The organism is Gilliamella sp. wkB72 (genome assembly GCF_001693745.1).
Lineage (GTDB): Bacteria > Pseudomonadota > Gammaproteobacteria > Enterobacterales > Orbaceae > Gilliamella > Gilliamella apicola_E.
The window spans coordinates 230090-243343 of sequence record NZ_LZEI01000011.1 but is presented as its reverse complement, the minus strand read 5'-3'; the positions used below and the strand labels follow the sequence as shown (position 1 = coordinate 243343).

Below are 13254 nucleotides of genomic sequence, written 5' to 3'. Positions count from 1 at the left end.
TGATAATGAAATAGGTTAAATGCAAATTTAACCTAATTCATTAAAAAGGAGCTATTATGATAAGAAAAGCAAGCATAATGCAGGTCCATCCTGACAAACATGCTGAATATAAAAAACGGCATGACGAAATCTTTCCCGAGCTGGTAAAAGAACTAAAAGCCCATGGCGCTCACAATTACTCGATATTTTTAGACAGCAAAAGAAATCTACTCTTTGCTTATGTTGAAATCGAATCAGAAGAGCGATGGGATGCAGTAGCTAAAACAGCAGCTTGTCAAAAATGGTGGGCGTTTATGAAAGATATCATGCCAAGCAACCCAGACAACAGCCCAATTAGTGAATCATTAGCAGAAGTCTTTTATTTAGAATAAAACATTACTCTCTTTTAAAGCCTAAAAGAGAGTAAATTGAATATATATTTAATCTACCTTCACCTAGCACTTCTTATCATTAAATTTAGCCCGGTACTCTGAAGGCGTTTGATTGGTTTGCTTTTTAAACACTGAGGAAAAATAGTTACTATCATCGTAACCACACTCAGCAGCAATCATACTAATCGAATAGTTAGTATTACGAAGTAAAGACATGGCATCACATAATCGCCTTTTTTGTAAATAACCACTAATGGTCATCCCTGTTTGGCTTTTAAATAAACGACTAAGTGAACGGCTTGCAATATGATTTTCCTTGCAAAAAACATCAACATTAAATGGTGTTGCAATACTGTTATGGAGCGCGGTAAACAATAAATCCAACTGATGAGTAGCAGTCGGCTCCGTTACCTTTGGAGCTTGTTTTATCCGGTCTAACAAAATAACTAATTGCAGAAAAAGTGCCTCAGATAAATGTACGGAGGCTAAATTATTTTTCTTTGATTCGATAGCTAATTTTTCGATAAGTGGAGATAAAAGTTTAAGGTATGAAGGTTGAATTCGCCAAGAACGCTCATTATGTTTGGCTGTCACTTTAGGTAAATAAGACTCGATAGTCGATAATAAAAAAAGTGACTCTCTCAAATATAAAATATTATCCAATTTGAGATCATTAACTGACTCATAACCATGCACATCTTTGGGATTAATATATAAAATATCGCCACTGGTAATTGGATAAATATAATCATTCCAATAATGCAAACCATTACCTGAACAAACAATCACAATTTCATAAAAATCGTGATCATGTAAAGGAAAAGGGTGTTGATGATCACGTTTTTCGACAGTAACAGTATTCATCTTTGAAATAAAATAATCTTGTTTATATAAACGCAAACATCTTTCCATAAACTGTTCCTGACTTACTAGTAAAACAACTAATGATAACCTTTATCTGGGTTATTACGTAATGCTTGTGGCGAAAACGTAAATTCTTGTTTAAAACAGGTAGAAAAATAAGCACTATCATTAAAACCACATTCTTGCGCAATGGTTGTAATAGATTTATTGCTATAAATTAACTGAGTATAAGCATTAGCTAACCGCAACTTTATTAAATATTTTTGAGGCGTGATGCCAATCTCATTTTTCATCTTCCTATGAAAAGAGCGCAATGACAATGAAAATTGTGCCGTTAACTGTTCCCAATCAATTTGCTCCTTAAAATTGATCTGTAACCAACGCAACAACTGCTTAACGCGATTATCAGATGATCCAGAACCTTCATTGACATAAAAATTCTTATTAAAAATAAGTAGTAATTGTAAAAATAAACTTTCCTGTACAGCACTTGATTGATTTTGCGTCAATTGCTTAATAATCGATTGAATATTTTCATCAGATTTTTTATCAAAAAAGTAATGAGAATGAATCGGGTCAGGATTTGGAATTAACTGATTTATCCCATTAATAAAATGAAAATTCTCAGGATCTCTAAATAAAATATTGGTCAAATGTAGATTATTAACGTTCTCATACAAATGGCAGTCCGAAGCCTTAATATAAAACATCATACCTGGATATAAATCAAATAGTCGCCCATTTAAAATATGTTTTCCATACCCACTTGTCACAATAACGATTTCATTAAAATTATGCGTGTGTTCAGGGTAGACGGGTTGAGGCGCCCGAGGCTCAACGGTGATATTTTGATCGCTAGACGAAAAAAAATCTTTATCAAGTAACATCTCAATCATTTTGAACCTCACTCCTTATAAAAACCTACAACCACATTCTAAAAAGTAAATCGAAATCTCACCTTTAAAATTTGGACAGCTAATATAATATTTTGGCAATAAATTATAGCTATACAGGAATTTTTATTAAAAATGTGCGAAGCTTCACATTTTTTCAAACTACTTTGTTTAAAAAATGAGTGATATAAACAGCTTAATTTTTTTTAAATTTTCATCTTGTTGGAAGTTATTATTTGTGATATTTTTTGCGCACTTAAATTGATTTATGTCAAAAAATGAAGATACTCATATGGAAATCTTAATTGTAATTTTGATTCTTTTAGCGTCACTACTTGTACGATACAATAGAGTGATTACGATTCTCATTAAAACTTTAAAACACAAACCTTTTCCCCAAAATTCTCAAAAAACTGAACAACTGACAGTTGACCAGCAAAATGCATTATCAGCTGGACTTATTATTTCAGAGCAACATATGTTTTGTTGGGATAGCTTAGAAAGCGATGCCCGAAACTCTGGTAAAAAAGAACAGCGATATCGCTTAAGTACAGCTTGGGATGTAACTTCTCCACAAAGTGCTACTGAATGTTTATCCTCTTTTGGATCAGTTCACAAACTCATCGATGTCGCGATTGAAATTTATCTAAACGTTCCTAAAGAGCAGTGGCAAAGTTGTATTGATGACCAAGTTCCAGAAGATTACCGTGATATTATTACAATCTATTGCTCAAGATTAGATCAAGTATCTTCAATGTTAATTGAAAACAAAGTCGCTGAAGACCAAGACGAATTGCGTCAAATTCTACTACGAGGTTCAATTGCATGGGATTTAGGACGCCTAGTTTATATTGCCAGAGCAAGCTATATAGCGGGCTATATTAGCAAAGATCAAGCATGGCAATCGATTAACTCAGTTTTACCAACGGTTAAAGAAAATTTTGCCAATTGGAAAGAATTTGGTCAAAGTTATATGCTAGGTCGTGCTGTGTATCAGCCTGATGATGCATCGCTTCCTGGTCTATTTGATATCTACACTCAAAGCACCACTTCCGAAGAGAGCCCATGGCTCAAATATCCGTTAAATAATTAATTTAATGCTTGTGACAGTGTAAACTGTCACAAGTACTTAAATACTTAATCGTCATTTAAAACCCAACCATATTAAAATTTAGTTAAATTTTCGCTCTTCAGATGGCGTGATACCAAACGTTTTTTTATACAGTGTAGTAAAATGAGTACTATTAACAAAACCACAAAGTAATGATATTTCGGTAATAGTCATATCACTTTCTCTAATCTTTAATCTTGCTGACATTAACCGTAATCGTCTGATGTAATTTTCAGGAGTTAGGCCGGTTGCTTGTTTAATATGCCTAAACATGGTACGTGTTGTTAAATGAAACGTTTGCGCTATATTGTTCCAATCATATTCATCAAAGCAATTTTCTTGAAGATGGTTAAGCAAAAGATGGAGTTTATAGCGGGTATTATTTTGCTGTGACTGACGTTGATATTGCTTAATGATAACAAGCAATTTAAAAAATAAATACTCACGATGCTCAATTGAATTATTTAAATTAAATAACTGATCAATAACAGAATTACACTCTTTACGAATATTAGGCGCTAACCAAATATAAGAACTTAAATCACTTGCGGAGATAGGCCTTAATAGCTCCTCCATATTCTTCAAAAAAGTAAAATTCTGATTGGGATTAATCAGGATATTAGTTAGCTTTAGCGTTCCGAGATCATCATAAAAATGGTAATCATGCCCTCTAACTAAAAAAACATCACCTTGTTGAATAAATAAAGGCTTACCATTAATAACATGTAAACCATGACCGTGCTCAACAATCACTAACTCGTCGAACTCATGATTATGCTCGCAACCGTTGTCCTCAGGGTCACTCTTATAAAGGGCTAATTTATCTGATTTATGATTAAAATAAGTGTCAATTTTTAAAGTATACATATTGATTATATCCTTACAACGGTAACTTATTATCAAGGTATCCCGTTAAATAAAAGACAATTTTTATCCGTCATATAAATACAATAAAGTAATTAAACATGAGATAAAAAATAATATTCTTAAAAATGTGAACTTGCTCGGTATAAGCTTTTTAATATTGCCATTTATAAACGCAATCTGGCAGTATCTTAGTGGCTAGCTTTTGTTTTGCATAGCTATACTCCTAAATGTTTTCTATAGGAGAAGAATATGGCACAAGCAATTCAAAAAAATGTTGATGCAGTTATGGTAAAAGATAATGCATTTATTCTGAAAGCAAAGCAATTACAACCAAAGATTTATCAAAAAAAGATCTCACCCCAAAAGATTATTTCGCTCATCAATGATCCAAGTGCTATTCATCATTGGTCATCAAAAATAGTGAGTGATGCAAATGATTATCTCAATCAGAGTTTTCATTCAGGTGATAGTTTTATAATTGATTTTGGTCAACACAATGTTGGTTACCTCTCTTTCTTGTGCAAATCTACTGGTAGCCCGCCTGATGCTCCTGCGCATATAAAATTAACATTTGGTGAAACACTGTGTGAAATTGCTGAACCATTCAGTCAATATCAAGGTTGGCTTAGCAAAAGCTGGTTACAACAGCATGATGAATACATTGATATTTTACCCGCTAAAATCCACTTATCTCGACGCTACTGTTTTCGATACTTAAAAATAGATGTTGTCTCACTATCGCCAAAATACCAGATTTTATTTAAAGATATAACGTTTAACACAGTCAGTTCAGCACCAGAACACTATCTTAGCTATCAATCATCAGATCCGCTATTAGCGAAGATAGATCAAGTCTCCATTCACACGCTTCGAAATTGTATGCAAGACGTATTCGAGGATGGACCGAAAAGAGATAGAAGACTGTGGTTAGGCGATTTACGCTTACAAGCCCTAGTGAACAACGTCACTTTTCAACAGCACGATTTAGTCCGCAGATGCTTATACCTCTTTGCTAGCCATCGTCGGGAAGATGGTCTGGTTTCCTCTAATGTCTTTGTTAAACCTGACATTATTGCTGACGATACGTTCTTATTTGATTACTCACTTCTTTTTGTCGATGTCCTTTACGACTACTTTAATCAAACTAATGATCGACAAACGGTTAAAGAGCTATGGCCGATCGCATTACAGCAAATTGAAATAAATCTAAAACGTTGTGACGCGCAAGGATTAGTTCAAGATAGTGATGATTGGTGGTCATTTATTGATTGGCACGAAAAACTCAATAAACAAGGCGCTTCTCAAGGTGTTTTAATTTACTGTTTAGACAAAGCATGTCGACTTTCCCAACATTTTCAACCTGAAATAACTCAGGCGCTTAACCAAAAATTAGATTTGGTTAAAAGAGCTGCACAAACATTATGGGACGAGCAAGCCGGTTTTTACACCAGCGGCGAACAAAAACAAATTAGTTACGCCACACAAATTTGGATGGTTTTAGCTGATGTAGGCGATTTAGCTCATCAACAAAAATTATTAACGCAATTAATAACAACTCCACCAGAAATCGGCATGAACACGCCTTACTTACGACATCACTACATCTTAGCCTTGTTCAAAACAGGCATGAAACAACAAGCCATTGATGAGATTAAAGCATATTGGGGAAAAATGGTCGAATTTGGGGCAGACACATTTTGGGAATTGTTTGATCCAAACGACCTTAATTATTCACCATATGGTAGCAAAATCATCAATAGCTACTGTCATGCTTGGAGTTGCACACCGGCTTGGTTTATTCGACAAAATAAACTTTAACTAAAAATTTATAAGGAATAAAAAAATGGTCAATTCATTATTTTCTCTTTGGCGGCAACGCATAGGTTATGGGATTGCTGACTTATCTTGTAATTTAGTGTGGCAATTAATCTCACTATATCTTATGTATTTTTATACGGACGTAATGGCACTACCCGCTTATTATGTCGGTCTAATGTTTTTAGTTACCCGGCTGGTTGATGGTGTTGCTGATGTCTTAATGGGCTTAGTTATCGATAATACATCCACACGTTGGGGACGTTGTCGTCCATGGCTATTAATCGGCGCAATACCGTTTGGCATATTGTGTATTTTAGTTTTCTATGTACCAGATTTTGGTACGACAGGTAAACTAATTTATGCCTTTATCACCTATCTTTGCCTCTCTTTTATCTATACCTTGGTCAACATACCATTTAGTGCAATGTTGCCATTTTTAACTGCGGATTCATTAGAAAGAACAACCTTATCTTCAGTAAGAATTTTATTAGGTTCCTTAGGTTCAACGATTGTTGCAGGGGCAACATTACCGCTAGTTGCGACATTGGGAAATGGTGATCAAACACATGGCTTTTTATATACCGCTATTGTTTTTGGGATTATTGCGACTTTCTTTCTGATAGTCAGTTTTAAAAATGTTGAGGAAAAAATCACTATACAACAAGAGCGAATGACCTTAACTAGAGCATGGAAAGGTTTAAAAGACAACAACCCATGGAAAATCTTTGCAACTAACATCTTTCTTATGTGGGGCGCATTCTTTTTACAAACTGGCTCCTTAGTCTATTTCTTCAACTATTACGTACAAAGCGAAAACCTTACCGCAATAATTGCGGGAATATCAACTTTCGTCCCCTTAATTGGCACACTTACCGTACCATTCTTAGCCAATCGTATGAAAAAACGACATGTTTATCTATTTTCAAGCGCTATCAACTTAATTGGTATGGGAATAATGATGTTATCGGGTGTGAATCATCTTGGTCTTATCATCGGTGCGGTTATCTTATCACTCGGTGCTGGGCAACGCCTTGCTATCTATTTTTCAATGCAGGCTGACCCGGTTGATTATGGTGTATGGAAAACCGGTATCAATACTGCCGGAATTTTGACATCAATCAATGGATTCTTTGGCAAAGTGGCGATGGCTGGCGCTGGTGCTATTACCGGTTTTTTACTCTCATCTGGTGGATATGTTGCCAATGCAGTTCAAGTACCAAGTGCACTTTTTGCAATCAAACTCTGTTACTTATATTTACCTGCCATTTTAATTATTGCTTCGATGATTTGGATAGCTAAGTTCTACAAACTTGATGACAGTTATACTTCAATTCGAGCTGAATTAGATGCCAGAAATCTTAATGATGAACAAAAAGTTTAATCAATTGACATTAAAAGGAAATAACGATGAAATTAAAAATAATAGCTGGAGTCTGCTGTTTCTATTCTTTATCCGCATTAGCATCCATTGAATGGCAGACCGAACAAGGAACACTTAAACTTTATGGTGATGTCGAATTTAATATTGATGCTGCAAGCAAAAAAAAGCAGTTAACCTCACTTAGAACATCAGCAGACTTTGATGCTAATGACACAGATCAGTGGGATATAAATGGCCGTATTTTATTCGGCTTGGATGGGAAAAGAGAATTAGCGAATCAGAACTATGCAGGATTCTCGGTGCAACCGCTTGCTGACATGGGCGGTAAAGTTAACCTAGATGATGCTAGTTTCTATTTTGGTAAAAAAGATGACTGGCGCCTACGAATTGGTCGCTATGAAGCTTACGACATGTTCCCACTTGGGCAAGATACCTTCATAGAATATTCTGGCAATACTGCCAACGATTTATATAGTGTGGTTACATCTATATGATGAAAGAGGGTAGAGGGCGTAGCAGTAACGGCGGTGCAATCGAATTAACCAAAGAGTTGGGTGATTTGAACTTGCAAGTTAATGCAATGGTAAAAGATGGTACCTCCTTATTTGATCATAGCCGTTATCATAAATTGCAAAAAGATAAAAACGTCGTTTACTTACGTCCCATCATATCCTACCGAAATAATGATATATCAGCAGCTCTAGCAATGGAGCGTAATGTTGTTAATAACGCTTATCATGATATAAACGGCAAATGGCATGATCAGTCAAAACGTAATGGGTATGGCTTAACGATGAGTTGGAATAGTGCAGGTGATTTTGATAAATCATCTGAGGGATTACTGCTCAATAGCAGCATCTCCTATTTAGATGCCGAACAAGAAAAAGATTTTACCGCGGGTATCAATGGTATTTGGAAAGGTATTGGTTACATCTATGCTGCCAATGATATTAAAGCATTTAATACAAATTATCGAGGCGATGGTGAAATTTATGCTAAAGGCAAATATAAATTGCATACTGTCAATGCCTCATACTTAATTTCAAATGTGATGGATATGGATAACTTCAATATCTATTTAGGGACTTACTTATCTAGACTAGAGCGCGATGAAAAACAAGGAGGAGGTAACGATAATCGTTATGGCGCAAGGGTCCGTTTTAAATATTTCTTTTAAATAAGACTGATTAACATTCACCCCAAGTAAAAATAATATGCACTTTACTTGGGGAATTCTAAAAAGAGTCATTTTTTAAAAAAACACAAAAAACACCAAATTATCAATAATAAAAACCGGAATCAAAATCCCAACTGACCACTTCATATAACCAAAAAAGCTAGGCATATTGATTTTATTTTGGTCCGCAATGCTTTTAACCATAAAGTTAGGGGCATTACCAATATAACTTAAAGCGCCCATAAATACCGAGCCCATTGAAATAGCCAGTAAAGTGCTTTCAAACGTCGTCATTAAGCTACTAGCATTACCTGAAGCAAGATTGAAAAAGACCAGATAAGTTGGTGCATTATCTAAAAATCCGGATAGCAATCCTGATAACCAAAAATACATACTATTTATTGGCGCACCTTGGTCATTAGTCACCAATGAAATGACCGAAGCCAACGCACCATCATTACCCGCACGTAAAATCGCCAGCACAGGCACAATAGTTATAAAAATTCCAATAAATAACTTAGCAACCTCTTTAATCGGCTCCCAATTAAATTCGTTGCCTGCTCGAACTTGCTTCGGGGTAATCATTATTGAAATTATCGTAATAGCAATAAAAAGACCATCACGAACTAAATTTTGTAATGCGATTTGTGAACCTAAAATAGTAAAACTTATCGATGAATGCCAGACACCAGACAAAATCACGCTAGCAATAATAGCCAATAATAATACAAGATTATTTAGACCATATAACTTAACAGGCTTAGCACTAATTGGATTGCTATTCACACCATACTGCTTAACGTAATAGTAATGATCGATAAAATAATAAATAATTAACAATAACCCTGATGTAAACACAACAGGCAATAGCATATGCTTAACTGTCCAGAAAAAATCGACACCTTTTAAAAAACCAATAAATAACGGTGGATCGCCTAAAGGCGTTAATCCACCGCCAATATTGGCAACTAAAAAGATAAAAAATATTACCGTGTGTACAGCATACTGTCGTTGACGATTAGCTCGAAGTAGTGGACGAATCATCAACATCGCAGCGCCAGTTGTTCCCATAATTGAAGCAAGCACAACGCCAATCATCAGTAAAATAACGTTGGATTTTGGTGTGCTGATTTTATCACTCTTAATCAGAATGCCACCGGAAACCGTAAATAAAGCCAAAAGTAATAATATAAAAGGAATATACTCCTGAACAATGGCGTGTACTGTTAGCTCAATTGTTGTCGTTAAACCAAATGAAACCAGCGCAAACCCCAAAAATAATAACGTCCAAACGGCAACAACTTTACCGTAGTGATAATGCCATAATCGGGCTAAAAATAGTGGACATAAAGCAATCGATAACAAAATTCCAACGAAAGGGATCACCCAAAGTAATGATAACGCCTGTCCATTAAACTCACTCGCATAGGAATCAAAAGACATAAGCACTAAACTCAAAAAAGGGAATATCAAAAACTTTTTTAGATTTTTCATTGTATTATCGGTTGGATTTAAAGCGGATGATTATAACAAATTCAAAATTAATTTTCGAATCATCCACAATCGTATAACTTAACGATTATAAAAAAAGTTGAGGAGCGGGGTTTTTGAAGCATAAAATCTCTCGCTATTTTCACAAATTTGCTCAAAAACGTTATACTAGTGATTAATTCTCTATGTTGGATCATCCATGCAATCAATCAAAAAAACAGCTTTACACCACCGCAATAAGCACATTAATGGCTATCCATTTGATTTACTTATCAAAACATTGAACGAGCTATCTAATTTTGTAAAGCCTAATCAATATGGGCGGTTAACGATTGATTTTGCTGATCCTACTGCGGTCAAAATGCTAAATAAAGCGCTATTATTGCACTATTATCAACTTTCGTATTGGGACATTCCTGACAACTATCTTTGTCCGCCAATTCCGGGGCGAGCAGATTATATACACTATCTTGCCGATCTGTTAGCGCAAGATAACCAAATTCCTACAGGTAAACAGGTTCGCATTTTAGATATTGGGGTTGGGGCGAATATTATTTATCCAATTATTGGTTGTGCAGAGTATGGTTGGTCATTTGTTGGTAGTGATATCAATCCAACATCAATAAAAGTTGCTTCATTGATAGCACAATCTAATGATCTATTAAAAAACACATTACAATGTCGCTTACAACCTGACAACGAAGCTATTTTTGAAAATATCATTCAACCTAAAGAATTTTACCTAGCCACCCTATGCAATCCACCTTTTCACGCCTCCGAACAAGAAGCACATGCAAGTGCTTACACTAAACTTAAAAAGTTGGGAAAAGTAAATTCAACGAAAGATAATCTCATCCTCAACTTTGGTGGACAACACGCTGAACTCTGGTGCAAAGGGGGAGAAAGTGCATTTATCACTAGAATGATAAAAGAGAGTATCAAATACAAAACGCAATGCCTGTGGTTTACCTCATTGGTATCGAAAAAAGAGACGCTAAGCAAAATAAAAAAACAACTAAAAGTGGCAACTGAATATAAAATTGTCTCTATGGCTCAAGGACAAAAAATTAGCCGTTTTGTTGCGTGGACGTTTTTTGATCAAGAAGAGCGAAAAATGATAATCAAAAAAGTTGAGGAGCGGGGTTTTTGAAGTTTTAAATTTCACTTAAAAACTTTTAAATGATCACAATCACGAATTTAAACACTAAAATATAATTCTTGAGGATTAATTGCTCTAATTTTAAAGATTTGTAACTTCGATATATTCAATTAAAACAATAATTAAACGATTATAACCCAGATCCTTTTTAGATCCTATTTACAAAAGTTAACGTAAATGAGTGAAAAAAAGTGTTGCATCGTGTTTTTCCAATCACTATACTTTTTACACGGTTTTAGCTAATGGGCTAAAATTTGACAGAAAAGTATAAAATTGTAAATTAATCAAAAAATTACTTGACAGGGTAGTCTAAAATGCATTATAATTTTCAACAGGCAACAGGCAACAGGCAACCTGGCCAACCTATCTTTTAAATTCGTCTAAGTCCAGCACCCAGTTTAAATTTTTCACTGAAACTTATTTTTCCACGCAATCAAGTGAAATTCTGCGAATTTTCGCGCGATCGCTTCCGCGATCCTCTTTTCGATCCTTTTTCCGATCGTTTTCCGGATCCTGTTTCAGATCCTGTTTTCGATCCTTTTTCGAATTATCCCGGCAGATTGTTTTTTTCGTGGTCTTTTTTCTTCCTTTTTCGGGTCACGCATTGACATCACAGACAACTAGGAATGCGATACAGGGTAGTGCACCTTATCTGACTTTCGACGGTGGTCGTACACGTGCGGTCGATGCTAACGGTCTGCTTGGGATTACTCTATCTGATGGTACGCAATATACGCCTTCTACCAATTTATCATCTACAACCCCAATCGTCTTGCCGGTTGAGGGTCAGAGTTTTGCTGATATTCGTATGTTCGTTCCTACTGATACTAATTCAGTCGCTTTGAGTACACTTATCGGTCCTCCTAATAATTATTGGGGTGATGATGATGGAGATTCTGGCGTTAGTGCTACAGGTCGTTTAAGTTTATCTATCGTCGATAAAAGCGGTCAAACGGTATCACGTAGTACCGTTCCAACAATTTGTAAGGCACCTTATAAGGTTACGTTATCCAGTACTGACGGTACATTATCTACACGTTATGGTTTTCCTAATCGTAGTACTTTCCGTGAAAGTAATGTGATTTATTACGTTAATCCTAAGGCTTCGCCGGAGGTTTGTTTTGCCAGACCTAATTTGTTTTACGGTGCAAATTATTATGCTGGCCCAGCTTCGATGTGGGACCCTGATAGGGGGTTTCTCACTCAAAAAACAGACCCTCGCTATTACGGTCAAAACTTTCCTACAACTGGTGCTAACAAACTGTACTTTGATTTACTCATTAGTGGTGTTAGTCAGCCATTGTCTTGGTCTCCTGTTTCTCAGGGAGGTATCACAGTCACAATGTCTAATTCTACTGCTACAAGCGTACGCGTTACTTTAACTGGTCCTTACGCTACTCAATCCCAGATTAATTTATCCAATCCTGGTCCTCTTTCCCCTATTTCTTTGCCTCAGACTTTCGAGTTGGTCGGTCGTGACAGTCAAGGTAATCCTGTCGTTAAATATGGTTTTACTTTGAAGCAGTGGTTCGTGAACCGTGGTACTAACACTTACACTTATTCTGATACCTTATCTTGGTGTAATAGTCTTGGTTATCGTCTGCCTAGCGTAAAGGATTTAACCAACGCATCTTGTCCTAACAACGATTCTAGGTGTCCTGGTTCAGTCGGCGCCACCCCTTCCTCGCCGAGTAATCATTATATGCGTCATATAGATGCTGGTTTTTTCACGGAGTGGGGGATTATGTTCGATTACTCTGGCGTTGGCTTCATTGCATATAGTTACTGGACTAGTGACTCGAATGGTAGTCGCCAGTTTGCCGTGAACTCCGGCTCCGCTTATATAGTTTCGGACCGCAGCTACAACTCCGTGCTTTGTGCCTATCCTTAGTTCTTATTTCTTCGTCCTTAATCCTTAGACCGGGGGGGAGTGATAAAAAATAGTATTAGGTGATTAAAAGTAAGCTGACTCAAGGAGTCAACGTCGTTTAGCCATAAAAAGCGATTTTGTGGCTAAGCGACGCTTCAATTACCTGCCTCGGCGGGTTTATTTTTTAGGTATTTTGTCTCAAAAAAAGTTGAGGAGCGGGGTTTTTAGGGGTTCAAAATTCGCTTTGAAATA

At 36.0% G+C, this 13254-nt stretch carries 10 protein-coding genes and 1 pseudogene; 7 read left to right on the top strand and 4 right to left on the bottom strand.

What is annotated here, in order from left to right; translation table 11 throughout:
• Positions 1 to 56: 56 nt before the first annotated feature.
• Positions 57 to 371, top strand: a complete 315-nt coding sequence (rhaM, locus tag A9G07_RS06945; RefSeq protein ID WP_065562547.1) for an L-rhamnose mutarotase — start codon at positions 57 to 59, stop codon at positions 369 to 371.
• Positions 372 to 434: 63 nt separating this feature from the next.
• Here the strand turns inward: rhaM and A9G07_RS06940 are convergent, their stop codons facing one another.
• Positions 435 to 1283, bottom strand: coding sequence for a helix-turn-helix domain-containing protein (locus tag A9G07_RS06940; RefSeq protein ID WP_065562546.1), 849 nt, complete (start codon positions 1281 to 1283; stop codon positions 435 to 437).
• A gap of 29 nt (positions 1284 to 1312) precedes the next feature.
• A complete protein-coding gene (gene rhaS, locus A9G07_RS06935; protein ID WP_081303373.1) occupies positions 1313 to 2131 on the bottom strand; it encodes an HTH-type transcriptional activator RhaS in 819 nt (272 codons plus the stop codon).
• Positions 2132 to 2420: 289 nt separating this feature from the next.
• Between rhaS and A9G07_RS06930 the strand changes: the two genes are divergently transcribed.
• The gene (locus tag A9G07_RS06930) at positions 2421 to 3221 is read left to right on the top strand and encodes a DUF1266 domain-containing protein (RefSeq protein ID WP_065734586.1); all 801 of its coding nucleotides are present in this window, start codon (positions 2421 to 2423) and stop codon (positions 3219 to 3221) included.
• 78 nt (positions 3222 to 3299) lie between these two features.
• On the opposite strand, the gene A9G07_RS06925 is transcribed toward A9G07_RS06930, so the two are convergent.
• Complete coding sequence (locus A9G07_RS06925) at positions 3300 to 4106, bottom strand: helix-turn-helix domain-containing protein (RefSeq protein WP_065734585.1); 807 nt, start codon at positions 4104 to 4106, stop codon at positions 3300 to 3302.
• Positions 4107 to 4355: 249 nt separating this feature from the next.
• Here A9G07_RS06925 and A9G07_RS06920 point away from each other — a divergent pair, with 249 nt between their 5' ends.
• From A9G07_RS06920 to A9G07_RS12200, 3 genes and pseudogenes are all read left to right on the top strand, one after another.
• A complete protein-coding gene (locus A9G07_RS06920) occupies positions 4356 to 5924 on the top strand; it encodes an alpha-L-rhamnosidase-related protein (protein ID WP_065734584.1) in 1569 nt (522 codons plus the stop codon).
• 25 nt (positions 5925 to 5949) lie between these two features.
• Positions 5950 to 7305 (top strand): MFS transporter, encoded by a 1356-nt coding sequence (locus A9G07_RS06915; RefSeq protein ID WP_065734583.1) that lies wholly within the window; start codon positions 5950 to 5952, stop codon positions 7303 to 7305.
• Between the two features lie 26 nt (positions 7306 to 7331).
• A pseudogene (locus tag A9G07_RS12200) lies at positions 7332 to 8482 on the top strand (carbohydrate porin).
• Positions 8483 to 8557: 75 nt separating this feature from the next.
• Here A9G07_RS12200 and A9G07_RS06905 read toward each other — a convergent pair.
• Positions 8558 to 9925: a sodium:proton antiporter gene (locus tag A9G07_RS06905; RefSeq protein WP_218060029.1), complete on the bottom strand. Its 1368-nt coding sequence runs from the start codon at positions 9923 to 9925 to the stop codon at positions 8558 to 8560.
• Positions 9926 to 10172: 247 nt separating this feature from the next.
• Here A9G07_RS06905 and rlmF point away from each other — a divergent pair, with 247 nt between their 5' ends.
• The gene (gene rlmF, locus A9G07_RS06900) at positions 10173 to 11123 is read left to right on the top strand and encodes a 23S rRNA (adenine(1618)-N(6))-methyltransferase RlmF (protein ID WP_065562539.1); all 951 of its coding nucleotides are present in this window, start codon (positions 10173 to 10175) and stop codon (positions 11121 to 11123) included.
• A 580-nt stretch (positions 11124 to 11703) separates the two neighbouring features.
• Complete coding sequence (locus A9G07_RS06895; RefSeq protein WP_065734581.1) at positions 11704 to 13023, top strand: hypothetical protein; 1320 nt, start codon at positions 11704 to 11706, stop codon at positions 13021 to 13023.
• The last annotated feature ends 231 nt before the right edge of the window (positions 13024 to 13254 follow it).